We start from the raw sequence: 15,468 nt of genomic DNA, 5'->3' as shown, positions 1-15,468 counted from the left end.
GTTGCCACTCCTGCCACTAACGTCCGAACTGCAAGGCGAATCCCAAATTGAAGAAAGTGATGTTGTTTTTGAACCAGCTATGGTCTACTCCGTCATCATACCCGTCTGTGTTATAAAGTCGTGCATCGGGGTTGGCAAACCAGTCTGCTGTCAGGAAATCACAGCGAATCATGCCCGAGAGTTTACGGCTGATGCGGAACTCATAGCCTGCTGCGAAAGTTATTCCACAATATCCTTTATGGAAAAGGTGTCCGTTCCGTTCACCGCGTTTATATGTCCGTTCCTGATAGTTCATATACCCGATGCCGAACGAGAGGAACAGTCCTTGATTCCCGTTGCTCCACAAGGGCCGGTATGTGATGTTGGGGCGTATGCAGTGCAGATGTGCCTTATCCGGCAGGCGTGCCATGCGTAGATAGTCATATTGAAGTCCTGCGGCAAATAGGGGCGTGATGTAGTAGCGGCCTTCTGTCATCAGGTCATATCCCACCCGGTTGCCATTCTTGCTGAAGAAGTCGTTACGGTTTCCCTCTACATGAGGTAAGGATACACCGCCACCGAAGATGATACTGTAATTTTGCGGCAGGCATTCGCTTTGTGCCAGCAGACCTGTCGCTCCAATGGGGAGTAGGGATAGGCAGAGGAGGAGGAATCGTTTCATGCAGTTGCTGTGAGTTTCTTGGAAATATCGTATTTTTATCGTTTCCCGTATAGCTTGTCTATCAAATCCGTCCGTCCTATCCGGCGCAGTTCGTTTATGATGTTCCTGCGCTCTTCGGGTTTGTACCAGAAGAAGAATTGGCGTTGAGCCAGTTTCTCGCGCTGCGTTTTGGCACTGAATACCGGTTCCAGCGTATAAGGATGGAAGCCCGTGTACCATGCTTCGGTGGCAACGGTCATGGGAGTAGGGGTAAAGTCTTGCACTTGTTCCAGATGGAAGTCCAGTCGCTTGGTGATGACGGCAAGTTCTGCCATATCTTCCTCCTTGCATCCGGGATGGCTGCTGATGAAATAAGGAATAAGCTGCTGGCGTAGTCCTTCTTCATGGTTAATCCTGTCGAATATCTTCTTGAACTCACCGAACTGGCTGAACGGAGGCTTGCGCATGATGTTGAGCACGCGGTCTGACGTATGCTCCGGTGCTACCTTCAGGCGACCGCTGACATGGCGGGCAATGAGCTCGCGGGTATATTCCTGCGTACTTTTGTTAGTGTTCGGGTCCTTGCTCTGGTGCAGCAGCAGGTCATAGCGTACACCGCTGCCAATGAAGGACTTCTTGATGCCGGGCAGGGCATCTACGGCATGATAGATGTCGAGCAGCGGACGGTGGTCCGTATTCAGGTTGGGGCATACCTTGGGGTAGATGCACGACGGGCGTTTGCATTTCCTGCAGACGGCCTCATCCCGTCCCTTCATGCGGTACATATTGGCCGACGGGCCTCCCAAATCGCTCAAATAACCCTTGAAGTCTGGCAGCTCCGTGATGGCTTTCACCTCTTTCAGAATGCTCTCCTTGCTGCGGCTTACGATGAATTTGCCCTGGTGTGCGGAGATGGTGCAGAAGGCACATCCTCCGAAACATCCGCGATGCAGGTTGACGGAGAACTTTATCATGTCGTATGCCGGAATACGTTTTCCCTTGTATTTGGGATGGGGCAGGCGCGTGTATGGCAAGTCGAAAGAACGGTCGAGTTCAGCTTCCGTCAAAGGGGGATAGGGAGGATTGACTACTACCGTCAGCTTGCCGCTCTTTTGCAAGATGCGGGATGCTGTATATTTGTTGCTTTCCTCCTCGATATGACGGAAGTTGGCAGCTTCTTTCTTTTTATCTTTCAGACATTCTTCATGGGAAAAGAGGGTGATATCCCCTTCTTGTACCACTACTTCCTTGTCAAGGTAAACCATTTGGGGAATATCGGCGATGAGCTTTTTGAAGCTTGGGGCGTCCATCTGTGTCTGTTGGCGTTTCAGCCTTTCCGCAAGTTCCACCACCGGTTTCTCTCCCATACCGTAGATGAGTGAGTCGGCTCCGCTGTCGAGGAGGATGCTGGGGCGTACACGGTCCTGCCAATAGTCATAGTGCGTCAGGCGGCGCATGCTTGCCTCGATGCCGCCCAGTACGACGGGGACATCGGGGAATAGCTTCTTTAATATCTGGGTATATACAATGGAAGGGTACTCCGGACGCATATCCGGACGTGCATCCGGGGTATAGGCGTCATCACTGCGCAAGCGTTTGTTGGCAGTATATTTGTTGACCATCGAATCCATACAGCCGGGACTGATGCCGAAGAACAGACGGGGACGTCCCAGTTTTTTGAAGTCGCGCAAGTCGTCGCGCCAGTTGGGTTGGGGGATGATGGCTACGCGCAATCCTTCTGCTTCGAGGATGCGGCCTATGACGGCGGCTCCAAAAGAAGGGTGATCCACGTAGGCGTCACCGCTGAAAAGTATTACATCCAATTCGTCCCAACCACGTAGTTCCACTTCTTTCTTGGTAGTAGGAAGCCAGTCTGTAAGGCGATATTCTTTCATTTGCACATTAAAAACTGTAATGTCATCCGTTCTCCGTCGTAAATCTCACGGAAGCCTATCTGCTGCTCGGAAAGATACTCTTTCATGTCATTGAAGGCAGCAGCGTCGTCCATGATGATTTCCAGCTTCTCGCCTTTTCCGGCCTCGCACATGGCTTTGATGGCAGGGATTAAAGGGCTGTAATGCTGTTGTCCGCAGGTGTCGATGGTTTTCATTTATTCTTCTTCTATGGTGTCTTGTTGGGAAAGCCATTGCAGATAGAGCTTGATGAGCTGTTGTAGTCCGAAGGCCTTCATGTTGTTGTGATAGATAACGTCGATACAGAGGTCGAGCAGGTCTTTGCTGTCTTCCTCTTGCGAGGCGATGAGGGAGCGGATGTTCAGTTTCAACTTGTCGAGCACGGTTTCGTCCACAATACCGTTGCTGTCGATGAGATGGCGGAAGAGGCCGTATTTCTCGATGGTGGCAAGATTCTCTTCAGAAACTTCTAAACTACGGGTTCCGCTGGGGTTGGCTTGTATAGTGTACATGATGTTTAATGTTTAGTGGTTAATGTTTAATGATTAATGGAAGCAAAGATAGTTTTTTCACTACAGATTACACAGATTTTCACAGATTATTTATAGGGATTGCTATTTTGTCTGTGTTAATCTGTGTAATCTGTGGTGAGAAAGCGGAGTATGGAGGCCATAATTGCATTTCTGGATGTTTCTTCCCGGATGCTTTCAAAAGGGAATCCCATGACAAAAGTGCGATAATCACTGCCTTGATAGGCTACGGCGGCGGGTGTGTTGCCGATGGCATAGGTCATGACTGGAAAAGCGGGAGACATGGGCAGGATGCAATCAGGGGAAGTGACCGGATAGCTTTGCTCATTCGGCAGGCGGGGAAGGGTGAAGGTATGCCCCAGTCCCCGGACAGCGATTTTGTCCCCGTCTGTTTTCAGAGAGTTGCCATGCCGGTACTTCAAGATATTCTGAATAAATTCTTTATTGCCCTGCGAGCTGTCCATATCGCTGCCTACGTAGGCACCGCTGACCAGGAGATGACCTCCCGACTGGCAATAGGAAGTCAGTATGCGCTGCATGGGCGAGGAGAATGTTTTGTAGTAGGTATTGCGTGCCGGATTGCTGGAATTGTCTTCTTTCTCAAGTCCGAGGATATAGTCCACTATCGGATAATCCTCTAATGAGAGGATGCCCTTTTCCACAGCCTCGTCGCTGCATGAGACGAAGCTGTAATTTCCGGCTGCCTGGATGGCTTTGCCATGTACGAAGGGGTAATCGAAAGTGTTTCCGATGATTTTCATGCCTTCGTATTCGTCACTGCTCTCTCCCAGACGTCGTCCTGCTTCCTTCCGGCTAAAATTCTGCTGGGCGCCGCAGAGGGAGATGTCATAGAGATAGGGTACGCCGGGATCTTGTGACAAGTCGAAGCCTGCCGCATCGGGGGTGTCTATAACGGCAGGCCCGCTGATGCGGTCGAATCCGTTGACGATAAGTATCTGTCCTTTTTCACGCTTTGCCTTGTAGGCGGCAAGAATTTCCGAAGGGAAGCTTTCGCCACCCCGGTTTACGGCGGTTACTTTAAAGGAATAGACGATGCCCGGTTCTATTTTTACGGTGTGGGATGGGGAGCTGACGCGTACGCCATTGTCAAATCCTCCACGACCGATACGTGTATATACAATGTATTCACGTGGTTTGGCAGTCGGCTCCAACGGGTCTTCCTCTCCTTGCCAGGAAAGCTCTAAAGTATTCTTCTTTTGACCGAAGCGGATGGCAAAGTGGCTGACGGGAAGGGGTTGGACAACGTAGTCTCTGCCGTGCTGGCTGCATATGTATTGCAGAATGGCTTTATAGAGCGCACGCCCGACGGTGAACTTGAAGTTAGGGTCATGTCCCAAGCGCATATCTGCGAAGTTCTGGTGCGACAACAGTTCTACGATGGTGGAAGGGACGGCGGGCAGGCGTGTTTCACTGTAGTTGCGGTTCCATAGGCTGCGGCGTGTCCAGTCTACGTTGAAGGTAGAGCGGATATCACGCTGCAACTGCGTTAGCAGAATGTCCGAAAGGTCACGGGAGGCATGGCGGTCTGTACCGGCATGCAGTCGGCCGTTGTTGAAGTTGGTGGTATAAATGCCGAGAGTGCCTATAATCTCATCTTCCTTACTGAAACCGGCATCGCTATGCAGGGCCATACTCATTTCAAAGGGGATGCCCAAACCTTCTTCCGTTGGGTTGAATAGTGATTTTCCTGCAAGGTAATTCACTGTACGGGAACGTACGTTGATGTCGTCGTTCATATCATTCTTTCCCTCATAGCCTCCATAGACGGGATAGGGCATGCCTGCCCATTGGGCAAAGTAGCGTGCGCCTTCCAGGTATCTGGGCAAGCCGCTGGTTTGTCCTCCGCGGGCAATGTTGCCCATGCCTCCTCCAAAGCGGACGGCATCGGCACAGACCACGCCTTTCTCTTTGCTTTCGTTGCTCAATACCACCATGCCGTAGTCGTTCCGGCCTTTGTCAAAAGTGAATGTGCCGAGGTACACCCATGTGCCGCTTCCTATTTGCTGGTTCACCTTGAACTCCGTGACGCCTCCATTGTGAAATACAAGATATTTGGCATCGCTTACGCTGCCCGGCAGTGTTTGGTAAGATACGTATACAGCATATTCTCCCGTTTCCGGAATATCGGGTACCCATTCGGCAAAAGCCTTGTCTTTCTTCTTTTCAGTTTTGGCAAAGCGTGCCGTGCCGGAGAGGAAAGGGTTTTCATTGTCCTGATAGATTCGTTTCCGTTGGGCAAATCCGGGTCGGGAGGTCTGTTCCCAACGTGCTTTCCGGCTTTTCACGTCCAGATAAAGGGAACCTTGTCCTCCATGTCCGCTCAGGCTACCGTCATTGTCTACGATGACTTCCTGCTTCTGCGTGTCCCTTTCGCGGGGAGTGAATACATTGGCTCCTGCATTCTCCAGCATGGGCAGGAGGTAGGGCAGGATGAAGGATTGGGTGAACTGGTCTTCTGTAGTGCAGAACAGCCTCGGGCGTTGCCATCCCCATTTGTCCTTGTCATTGATATAATATTTCCCGTGGCTTTGCCAAAGGGCGATGTGGCGTCCTTCCAGTCCGCGGGTGATGTCGTAGGGGCGCGAGGTACGGGTTACCCAGGGGGTACCTTTGTATTCCAGGTGGCTGAACAGACGTGCCTTGTCTTTCTTCCCTTTCCGGTAGAGGTTGGGGATAAGCTCTTCGATGCTCTTCCCGTCAGCAAAGACGGTGAGGTCGAAATAGTTCACCGGTCCTGGCAGGATTTGTCCCAGATGGCGGTAAATGGCATCAACGGTTTCAGGCCGTAGAGGCTGGTAGGCAAAGCGCTCGTTTGTATAGACAAGCAATTTCTTCTTCCGGAAGTCAATGCGGAAACTATCCAGCTTGCAGGTACCGATGTTGGCCGTATGGGTGGTGTATTTCCTAAAGAATGTCTGGAGGCGTTCTTCCACATTCTGCTCTAGTTCTTGTGCTGGAAGGAGGAATCCACACAAGAGCCATATGCCGGTTAGGATAAGTTTTTTCATACTGATGAAATATTGAAGTTGCCAATATCTGCTTTTACCAGACGGTGGTGCGTGCAAAAGTACATAAAAGAAAGCTTCACTGATGAGCGGGTTACTTTCTTTTTATTATTTTGCAGACATATAAGTAAGTCTTAAGAATTAAAAAGCATTAATCGGCAATCTTTTTCAGTTCTGTCAGTTCCGTAACTTTGTCCGGATAGAGGATGGCGTTGTGCGCAGCCATTTGAGCTGCTTTCTTATGGATTGGGTCCATTCCTTCGGGAGAATATGGGTTTTCTGTTACATTCTGATGGGTCAATGCCTCAAACCATGTGCAGGCAGCTGTATATCTGCCTATGGTTAAGTCAAGGTGGTATCCGTCCCTATTCATATGGTCGCCGATAAAGGAGGTACGTGCATTTTGTATGGCGGTTCCCGAAGGGATAATTTTCTTGATACCCACCAGGTTGGCGGCTTTCTTTACTGCATCCACAATGCTGGTGTACATTTTCATTTGGTTCTGGTCATAGTTTTTGAATCCGGTGTGGTTGGCATTGGTAGCATAAGCCCATGTCTGGTGCATCATTAATACGGTTTCCTTTCCAATTCGTTCCCTGATATAGTTAACCAATTCAGGTAGGGAAGCTTTGTAGCTGTCATAGATACCAGACAAAGGGCTGGCCTGCTGAACACTGATATAGTCCCATTTCTCATCGGCCAGTACTTTCTCAATAGTCATTGACCGGGTTTCTGTTTTTTCCCCGTCTTTCTCTACTTTGCGATAGGCATAGGTCGGAGCGTTGTTGCGTATGTTTTGTACGTGCCGTTCCAGTGAACATCCTCCGATAAACATATTGCCGATAATCATGGTGATACCTTCAGCTTCTCCCAGTTCGTGCAAATATTGCTCTACTGCATCTTGTGAAAAGCTGTTGCCTATTGCCAATACTTTGATGGTGTCGTTATTGGCATGGCATCCATTTGCAAACAATGTAAATGGCGTGAGTAGGAATAAAATGACAAGGATGTTGATAGCATACTTTTTCATAATGGTGTTTGTTTTTAAGTTTTGTCGTTTCGATAAATAAGTAACAAAATTATTTGATTGTTTTTATATCTGCAAATATTCCTTGGGAATATAAGAAGGCTGAGACATGAAAAAATGAGATGCATTGCCGGAGCAATACATCTCATCCTATTGTTAATATTTTATCCGTTTATAGCGGAATGTATTCCACAAAGGCTTCCATCGCCTCATAGGAAGCAAGTCCGAGGCTGTCATACAAGGCAGCTGTTCCGCGGTTACGGTCCTCGCTGCGTTGCCAGAACAAACGTTCGTCATTGCCCAGGAACGGTGCGCTTTCCATCTGCGATTGATGCTTCAGGATAGAGTTACGCTTGGCACGCAGTTCTTCCGGGCTGATGGGCACAGCCATCTCGATGTTTTCGATTTCCCATTCGGCCCATGCACCGCGGTACATCCAGATGCGGCATTCCTTCAACCATTTGGCACCTTCTTCTTTTTCCAAGTCAATGGCGGCAAATACGGCGTCCGTACAAACACGGTGTGTGCCGTGCGGGTCGGCCAGGTCGCCGGCAACGAAAATCTGATGGGGTTTCACTTCACGCAATAGGTTGCGTACAATTTCCACGTCTGCTTCGCTGATAGGATTCTTCTGTATCTTGCCCGTTTCGTAGAATGGCAGGTCAAGGAAATGACAGTGATCCAGAGGGATATTATTGTATGTACATGCAGTGCGTGCCTCGCCACGGCGAATCAGTCCCTTGATGGTCAAGATGTCGCGTGTATCCATGTCACCGTCTTTCTTCTCCTTCAAGTATTTACGGATTTCAGTATATTTGTCATTGATGACCTGGTCTTCGCTGTTGTTGAAGATTTGGTTGAACCCGTTGATGAAGTGCAGGAAGCGGATAACTTCTTCATCGCCTACGGCAATGTTACCGGAAGTTTCGTAAGCCACATGCACGTCATGTTTCTGCTCTACCAGACGACGGATGGTGCCTCCCATGGAGATAACGTCATCATCGGGATGCGGAGAAAATACGACCACACGTTTTGGATAGGGCTTTGCACGCTCAGGACGATAGGTGTCGTCAGCATTCGGCTTGCCGCCCGGCCATCCGGTGATGGTATGTTGCAGGTCATTGAATATCTTGATGTTCACGTTATAGGCTGAGCCGAACAATGCCAGCAGTTCGCTCAGACCGTTTTCGTTGTAGTCCTTGTTGGTCAGTTTCAGAATGGGTTTTCCGGTGAGTTGGCACAACCAGACGATGGCACTGCGGATGAGCTTGTCGTTCCATTCGCAGGAGGTTACCAGCCAGGGGCGTTGGATACGCGTCAAATTGGCGGCGGCAGACAAGTCGATAGCTACATGTGCATTGTTGTGAGTCTGCAGATAAGATGCAGGGATAGTATCTGTTACCGGACCTTCAACGCATTCTTTCACCTTTTGCGCTTTCTCCTCACCCCATGCCAGCAGATATATTTTCTTTGCCGAGAGGATGGTGGCTACTCCCATGGTGATGGAGCTGATGGGGGTATTTTCAATGCTACCGAACATCTTGGAAGCTTCATTGCGGGAGTCGTTGTCCAGCAATATCAGACGAGTGGTAGAGTTCAGGCGTGAACCCGGTTCATTGAAACCTATATTACCTACACGGCCAATGCCCAGCAAAGCGATGTCTAAGCCACCGAAACTTTCAATGCGCTGCTCGTAAAGACGGCAATATTCAAAGATGGCGTCTTTGGCGATGGTGCTGTCGGGGGTGAAAACATTCTGTTTGTCAATGTCCACATGGTCTATCAGCATTTCCTTCAATGCGTTGAAGTTGCTGTTGATGGCATTGGGAGCTAATGGATAATATTCGTAGAGGTTGAATATGACTACGTTGCGGAAACTTAATCCCTCTTCCTGGTGCATACGTACCAAGTCTGCATATACATTGCGCGGAGAGTTACCGCCTGCCAGTGCCAAGACACAGAAACGTCCCGCCTTTTGCTTGTCACGGATTAACTGTGCAATGTCAAGGGCAATCTGGTTGGCGCCTTCTTCCGCAGACTCATAAATATCTGTCGGGATTTTTTCCAGTCGGGTCAATACCGACCGTTCAAATGCATTCTCAGGTCTGTAGTACCTGGGGGAGACTCTGTTGAGAGTGATTTGAGAGCTTAGATTGGTTTTCATAAATTGAATATTAATAAATGATTAAGTATTGCGCTGTTCTTTCAATCAACAAATATACGAAAAACAATGTTCATTCGCATGTTGTTGAAGATTAATTAAGAGATTGTATTGGTTTCCGGTACAAGTTTGCCCATGGCCCATACGGCTCTTACGTTCAAGTCTTCGTCCATGACGATGATGTCGGCATCCTTGCCTTTTTGGAGGGAGCCTTTGCGGTCGTATACGCCCATAATCTTTGCCGGGGTTTCAGAAGCCATGCGTACGGCGTCTGCCAACGGAATTTCGGCTTTTTGTACCATGGTACGTATCAGTCGGTCCATGGTGGCTACGCTGCCGGCAAGGGCAGAATGGTCGGCAAGCTTGCAGACTCCGTCCTCGATGATAACGCGCGGGTCAAAGGCTTCCCGGCTGTCGCTTGCGGCACATGCCAGGGCGTCGGTTATCAGGCAGGTGCGTTCTACGCCTTTTATCTTGTAGACCAGTCGCAGGATGGTGGGAGGGACATGGATGCCGTCGGCCACCACTTCCACCGTCATGTCGTCCAGCAGATAGATGCTTTCTACCGTGCCTTCGTATTTGTACTCGCGGCGTTTGTGGAAACCGGGCATTGCATTGTAGAAGTGGGTGGCATGGGTATAGCCAGCTTCGTAGGCTGTACGGATGTCTTCAAACTCCGCTTGCGTATGGGCTACCGATGCCAAGATACCTTTGGCGGTGATGTATTTTCCGAACTGCATGGCTCCCGGAAGTTCGGGGGCAGCGTCCCAGCGCTTGATGCAAGACCAGGTTTCTACGATGGGAATATATTCGTTGGGGTCGGGACTCTTGATGTTCTCGGGGATTTGTCCGCCTGCCATCGCCATATTCAGGTAGTGCCCTTCCAGATGCAGGCCGAGGATAGGGCTGTCTTTTTCTTCCATCAGCTTGGTGCAGGTTTCGGCTGCTTGCTCAATCATGGGGACGGTGGAGGAGGAGAGGGTGGGGAAAATACTGGTCGTTCCATATTTCATATGGGTTTTGACGGCTGCACGGAAGGCATCTTCGGTACATTCCATAAAATCACGGCCTCCACCGCCATGAGCATGAATCTCCACGCCACCGGGGAGTACATACATACCTTTTACGTCTATCAATTGTGCACCGATTACGGCAAGGTCACAGTTGGTCACTTCCAATATTTTTCCGTCTCTGATGAGTACAGAGCCGTCTTTAAGCCATCCTTGCGGGGTAAGGATGCGGGCGTTGATAAGTTGGGTCAACATAGGATTTGGGGGTTAGAGTTGTTAAATTAATCATGTTGTCGTTTTGACATTGTTTCGGAGGGCAAAAATAGGTACTTTTTGGAGAAGATGTACTCCTTCTTTTTAGGTATTTTCATTAAATACTCTAAAAATGGACGTTTATTAGATAAAACTGTATGATTTGCAATGCATAGAGAAAGATGCCTATTCTTATTTTGTTCCTCCATAGAGGAGAGAATAGCTAATCTATCAGTTCCTATTCACAGAAAAGTAGTAGATATTGTATGTTTTTTCACCATCTATGGTGGTGAGGGAACGTTTGCCTGGGGAGACTGGAGGGAAATCTTGGTTACGCCTACACCGTTGCTTCTGTTTCGCCTGGGATGAGAGATAGCCATAATGAGAAGTGAGGCGGTTCAATGTCTTTAGGCCTATCTGTTGCAAAAGGTTATGGAACTTAGAGATGCTATAACGCTGTTACATCGTTACGGCGGGTATATTAAGCAAACGTGCCAAAGCCTCTGATTCCGGAGCGTCACCTTTGAACTGTAGACTGAAGTTTTTGAGGTAACTCCGTTTATATTGATAGGAATACCCGGTAATAACTATAAATCTTATCCATCTTCAAAGGCTATAAGTATTACCTTTTTTAGTGATGGGTAATTTTTTTAACTGTATTCGGGTATAATTTCATCTTATCTCCTGAAAGTACCCTTAGTCAATTCTTGATAGTTTAAGTGGTAGTGAAACTTTATCCTCCGGGTCGGAATAATCTAATGAGCTATATATCTGTTGGTAATTCTCGTCTAACATACCATTGATAGCTATTATGGCATCATCTATATGGAATGTGGCCTTTATATTTTCTTCATTTTGTTCCCATGTTCCTGTCATAGTTTCAGTTTCTCCATCTCCTTTAATTGTTAATTTAGCAACATTGTTTTTTGCAAATTGTAAAATAAGAGTAGCTTGTTCCTCGCCTATATTAATGCTTCCCTGATATATCCCAATAATAGATTTAACTTCTTGTTCTATTCTAAGAGTCGCACTTGCACCGTCCTCTTTAGTCCTGAATGTTACAGAGCCTATACGTTTGTTACTTTTAGTATTGGCCTCATATCCTATTTTGACTGGGATTTTGCCAGCTGGCATGTCTTTCAATTGTTTTTCTGATGGATTGACTGATAACCAGTCTGACACATTCTCAGTATGCCAGTCCGCATTTGATGAGACGTTGATTTCGAAATACCCCTTTTCTGCTGATACTGTTTTATACGTAATGTCAAGAGCTATTTCGGGATAGAAGATTTCTGTTGCTTCTTGTGTTATATTAAGGACTTGTATAATCTCTCCGCTTTTGAAAAGTACTTGCTCAGTCCGTTCTTTATAACCGGTATTGGCTGAATATCTGACTTTTACTTTGGTCTCTCCATTTCCGGATGGTGGGGATAGGGTTACCCAGCTATTGTTACTTATATTTGTTTCCCATGGAGCTTCATTAGTAGTAACGGTTATGTCAAATGAACCTGCTATATTAGTGACTTTTTGAGAATAAATATTTAATGAGATTACTGCATCGGCGGCTTCTTGTATAATGGTTAAGGTTTGCGATGCTGATTCTGTTTTGAAATATATCTCACAAGAACGTTTTTTGTTTAATGTGTTTTTCTTGTAAGATACTGTAATTCTTTTATTTCCAGTGGCATAAGATTCGCTAAGTTCTACCCATTCTGGTACCCCATAGGTAGTCCAATGGATGTTATTGGTATTTATGTCTATACTGAAACTACCCGCAGCAGCTTTTACTTCTTGTATGGAAGGTGTAATACTGATGGCTGTATTTGCTGCACTTTGTTTTACTGTAAATTTTTCCATGTAATCTCCTGCAGCAAAACATACTGTTCCCTCACGCTCTTCGGTTTCTGTATTTTCAGTATAACTGATGGTGATAACTGTATCATTATCACCCTTTTCTGGTGATACCTTCAACCATGGTGATATGTCTGTAATATTCCATGGCGCACTATTAGTTTTGATGCTAATTATTAGTTGACCAGCTGAGGAGGAAACTCTTTCTGATTTTTTACTTAAAGTAAATGTAGGTTCTTGTGATGATTTACCTTTTTGTGTCACTAGAATGCTTTGGTTTACAGAGCCGCAATTGATAGTAATGGTTGCTGAACGTACTTCTTGGCTGTCATTTGGAATGGTAGTGATGCTTATTTGTGCTTTTCCTGCCCGGCCATTATTGGGCTCTATTTTACACCATCCTATTGAGCGTGTTTCCATTACTGAAGCTGTCCATTCTTTACTGGCTGTAAACGATATAGTAGCATTTCCACCTGCGGATGAAAAGGCCGGTTTAAGATTTTCAGTTCCCGGAACTATGATTGACGGAGCTTCGTTTGTATTATCTTCTTTACATGCCATTCCTACAATCACAAATGCTAATAGTATTAATATTTTCTTCATAGCATTATTAGAGTTGGATATTATTTATTATTTGTATCTCAATAGTAATTTATAAAATAGAAAATATGATACTTTAACTCGTTTGGGTTAGGCGGCTCCTAGTAGATTCTAAGTTTGTATAACGAAAATGGGTTTATATTTTCTTTATCATTCTATAATGGACAAAAATAAATATATTTTTAAAAAATACAAAATATTTTTAGGTGTTATTGAACATGGCTTTTTCATTTAAGAAATATTGTTTATCGCTTGTTGTTGCCGTAAAAATCCCTATATTCGTGCGCAACGATGCGGAAGCACCGCCTTAGGGGTTTCTTCTTATCGTTCATTTTTATTTTTTTTATAGGGGGAATTCAATAGTGATAGGATATCGATATTGTCTTTCGCCTTTGTTTTTGCGATAGCAAAAATATGATTTATTTCCTTGATATACAACTTTTGCGTATAATAATACTAAAGAAGAAACACCTTGACTGTTTTCGTGGCAGCATCATGACTCATTTGAGGGAATTTGTATCCTCAGTCCTTGAATACCGCAGAACAAGCAGGGGAAACTTCAAGCACAAACTTGAAGACATACTCATGCTTGTCATATTGGGGGACGCTCAGCAAGTGTATTACCAGGGCTGACATACTTCAATTTGGCAAACGTCACTTGAAACGCCTGCAGGCGAAAGGGCTATTCCCGTATGGATTACCTTCAGAAGCTACGCTTTGCCGTGTGTTTCAAAGCATAGACGACGAAAAGATGGCTGAACGAATGTCTGCTTTTGCCGAGTTTTCCGTAAAGAGACCCCCGCTTCGGCAACGGACATCATTTGCATCGACGGCAAGGCCATGCGAGGTACCTTGTACCAGAACGGACGTAACCCCGATATTGTATCTGCATATTCACTCCGTTCGGGTTTTACTTTGGCTACTGATGTTTGCAAGGAGAAAAGTAATGAAATTAAATCTGTGCCCCGGTTATTGGACAAACTGGACGTTTTAGGATGTGTAGTCACAGCGGATGCCATGTCATTCCAAAAGGTAATAATAGACAAGATTAGAGATAAAGGAGCGGACTTCGTGATCGAACTCAAGGCGAATCAAAGTTCTTTGCGTTATGGACTTGAAGATTCTATAAAGACCGCCACCCCAACTGACATTTATAAGGAAAGCCCATGCTTGGAACACGGCAGGATTGAGTCAAGGGTATGCTGTATATACTGTGGGGAAGAACTTATTGCTGACAGGGAAGAATGGAATGGGAATTTGACAGTCATAGAAATACTCACATCTACAGAGAAAAAGTCTGATGGCAGGAGTACATCTGAACAGCGGCTGTACATTTCAAGTCTGGATAGCAGTGCAGGGCGGCTTAGTCAGATAACCAAACAGTATTGGGCTATTGAAAGCATGCACTGGGATCTTGACCGCAACCTCCGGCAAGACAGCATAAAGCGTAAAGCTGAACGGTCGGCCAGGAACCCGGACACAATTCAAAGGATGGTGTTGGCACTGATTGCAGTTTGGAAGAACAGAAGGAAAAAAATATCAGATAAGAGAAAGGGGACGGCTGAAATAATAAGGGAGTTATCGGTAAACTTCACTAACGTATTGCATTTTCTGAATCAAAAATGAGAAAAATATAGATTTGATATATTCGTAACAAGTTGATTATCAACAACGAAATTTTCACCCATGCCGCACTGACATGGGTAGGGGGATTGTACCCTTAAATCAAAGGTTAAATGAAAAAACCGTGGTTATTGAAACTATATATGTAATGTGGGAGTTTGACACTTCTTGTCTTCGACGAAATTTGTAACTCTCTGAAATAGTTTCTATAAGAACTCTTTTTCATGTCAAATATACTATTTACATTTCTATATATCGTCTTCTCCGATAAAGCCCGTCTTCTTTAGCAACAACCTGGCGAATACATTTATTCGTACCAGTAGTGGCGATCAGCGTGCTACAGATATGGAAATTCTGGCAATACAGTGCGACCAAGCATTCGGAATCCGTTCTGAGGTGACTATACCCGGCATAGGCATGGAAGATATTAACACTGTCTCGTTGCAAACCTATCGCCGCAGCATTCAACAGTTCAATAGTGAGTTTGCTTACAACAACTTAAATGATGAGGCTTTTTGCCGGAAGATTGGTGCTGTCATTGACGGTCTCCTAACAGAGTTTATAATGATTGCATAGAATTTCAGAATCCGGGAAGATTCTTTATTGATTTTAACCGATTGAAAGAAAATTCGAATATTCCACGCAAAGAATTACCTGAAAGACTTCAAGTATCTGAATCTGCCATACAAAAACACATTGTTTTTCTTAAAGAACAAGGAATCATAACGCGGGAAGGTGGCAATAAATATGGGAAATGGAAAGTAATTGAGTGATACACTCAATTACCTTTATTCGTCTGTTTGCTTTATCCAAAAAATCAAGCGAATGTAAGGTA

General features: G+C 46.0%; 12 protein-coding genes and 1 pseudogene. 3 read left to right on the top strand and 10 right to left on the bottom strand.

What is annotated here, in order from left to right; genetic code table 11:
• Positions 1 to 16: 16 nt before the first annotated feature.
• The 10 genes and pseudogenes from DWZ03_RS18085 to DWZ03_RS18045 all read right to left on the bottom strand — a co-directional run bounded on the left by DWZ03_RS18085 (position 17) and on the right by DWZ03_RS18045 (position 13,013).
• Entirely contained in the window at positions 17 to 661 is a 645-nt protein-coding gene (locus tag DWZ03_RS18085) for a hypothetical protein (protein ID WP_005826687.1), read from the bottom strand.
• A gap of 35 nt (positions 662 to 696) precedes the next feature.
• A complete protein-coding gene (locus tag DWZ03_RS18080; RefSeq protein WP_005826685.1) occupies positions 697 to 2,535 on the bottom strand; it encodes a YgiQ family radical SAM protein in 1,839 nt (612 codons plus the stop codon).
• Entirely contained in the window at positions 2,532 to 2,750 is a 219-nt protein-coding gene (locus DWZ03_RS18075; RefSeq protein ID WP_005826683.1) for a sulfurtransferase TusA family protein, read from the bottom strand. Before DWZ03_RS18075 ends, DWZ03_RS18080 begins: the two co-directional genes overlap by 4 nt.
• Positions 2,751 to 3,065 carry a hypothetical protein gene (locus DWZ03_RS18070; protein ID WP_009036810.1) on the bottom strand — a complete coding sequence of 105 codons (315 nt, stop codon included), beginning with the start codon at positions 3,063 to 3,065 and terminating at the stop codon, positions 2,751 to 2,753. It abuts the gene before it with no gap.
• Positions 3,066 to 3,181: 116 nt separating this feature from the next.
• Entirely contained in the window at positions 3,182 to 6,112 is a 2,931-nt protein-coding gene (locus DWZ03_RS18065) for a xanthan lyase (protein ID WP_120130491.1), read from the bottom strand.
• Positions 6,113 to 6,260: 148 nt separating this feature from the next.
• Positions 6,261 to 7,139, bottom strand: a complete 879-nt coding sequence (locus DWZ03_RS18060; protein ID WP_120130490.1) for a DUF4886 domain-containing protein — start codon at positions 7,137 to 7,139, stop codon at positions 6,261 to 6,263.
• Between the two features lie 169 nt (positions 7,140 to 7,308).
• Entirely contained in the window at positions 7,309 to 9,300 is a 1,992-nt protein-coding gene (locus tag DWZ03_RS18055; RefSeq protein WP_005826674.1) for a glucosamine-6-phosphate deaminase, read from the bottom strand.
• Positions 9,301 to 9,395: 95 nt separating this feature from the next.
• Complete coding sequence (nagA, locus tag DWZ03_RS18050; protein WP_016273389.1) at positions 9,396 to 10,562, bottom strand: N-acetylglucosamine-6-phosphate deacetylase; 1,167 nt, start codon at positions 10,560 to 10,562, stop codon at positions 9,396 to 9,398.
• Between the two features lie 337 nt (positions 10,563 to 10,899).
• Positions 10,900 to 11,146: pseudogene (locus tag DWZ03_RS20295) on the bottom strand (penicillin-binding protein 1C); the annotation flags it as partial.
• Positions 11,147 to 11,255: 109 nt separating this feature from the next.
• Positions 11,256 to 13,013: a BACON domain-containing protein gene (locus DWZ03_RS18045; protein WP_016273391.1), complete on the bottom strand. Its 1,758-nt coding sequence runs from the start codon at positions 13,011 to 13,013 to the stop codon at positions 11,256 to 11,258.
• Positions 13,014 to 13,826: 813 nt separating this feature from the next.
• On the opposite strand from DWZ03_RS18045, the gene DWZ03_RS18040 reads away from it, so the two are divergent.
• The 3 genes from DWZ03_RS18040 (at position 13,827) to DWZ03_RS20470 (ending at position 15,406) form a co-directional block, all read left to right on the top strand.
• Positions 13,827 to 14,636, top strand: a complete 810-nt coding sequence (locus DWZ03_RS18040) for an ISAs1 family transposase (protein ID WP_310591525.1) — start codon at positions 13,827 to 13,829, stop codon at positions 14,634 to 14,636.
• A 342-nt stretch (positions 14,637 to 14,978) separates the two neighbouring features.
• Positions 14,979 to 15,209 carry a hypothetical protein gene (locus DWZ03_RS18035; protein WP_016273394.1) on the top strand — a complete coding sequence of 77 codons (231 nt, stop codon included), beginning with the start codon at positions 14,979 to 14,981 and terminating at the stop codon, positions 15,207 to 15,209.
• 41 nt (positions 15,210 to 15,250) lie between these two features.
• Positions 15,251 to 15,406: an HTH domain-containing protein gene (locus DWZ03_RS20470; RefSeq protein WP_165852465.1), complete on the top strand. Its 156-nt coding sequence runs from the start codon at positions 15,251 to 15,253 to the stop codon at positions 15,404 to 15,406.
• Positions 15,407 to 15,468: the final 62 nt, after the last annotated feature.

The sequence above is a fragment of the Bacteroides sp. AF29-11 genome (assembly GCF_003602895.1).
GTDB lineage: Bacteria > Bacteroidota > Bacteroidia > Bacteroidales > Bacteroidaceae > Bacteroides > Bacteroides uniformis.
Note: the sequence above shows the minus strand (reverse complement) of the source record. Positions and strands in the feature narration are given on the sequence as shown.

Excerpts from the sequence above, each read along its gene's own strand:
- DWZ03_RS18085 (WP_005826687.1), bottom strand. The coding sequence starts at position 661 with ATGAAACGATTCCTCCTCCTCTGCCTATCCCTACTCCCCATTGGAGCG.
- DWZ03_RS18080 (WP_005826685.1), bottom strand. The coding sequence starts at position 2,535 with ATGAAAGAATATCGCCTTACAGACTGGCTTCCTACTACCAAGAAAGAA.
- DWZ03_RS18075 (WP_005826683.1), bottom strand. The coding sequence starts at position 2,750 with ATGAAAACCATCGACACCTGCGGACAACAGCATTACAGCCCTTTAATC.
- DWZ03_RS18070 (WP_009036810.1), bottom strand. The coding sequence starts at position 3,065 with ATGTACACTATACAAGCCAACCCCAGCGGAACCCGTAGTTTAGAAGTT.
- DWZ03_RS18065 (WP_120130491.1), bottom strand. The coding sequence starts at position 6,112 with ATGAAAAAACTTATCCTAACCGGCATATGGCTCTTGTGTGGATTCCTC.
- DWZ03_RS18060 (WP_120130490.1), bottom strand. The coding sequence starts at position 7,139 with ATGAAAAAGTATGCTATCAACATCCTTGTCATTTTATTCCTACTCACG.
- DWZ03_RS18055 (WP_005826674.1), bottom strand. The coding sequence starts at position 9,300 with ATGAAAACCAATCTAAGCTCTCAAATCACTCTCAACAGAGTCTCCCCC.
- nagA (WP_016273389.1), bottom strand. The coding sequence starts at position 10,562 with ATGTTGACCCAACTTATCAACGCCCGCATCCTTACCCCGCAAGGATGG.
- DWZ03_RS18045 (WP_016273391.1), bottom strand. The coding sequence starts at position 13,013 with ATGAAGAAAATATTAATACTATTAGCATTTGTGATTGTAGGAATGGCA.
- DWZ03_RS18035 (WP_016273394.1), top strand. The coding sequence starts at position 14,979 with ATGGAAATTCTGGCAATACAGTGCGACCAAGCATTCGGAATCCGTTCT.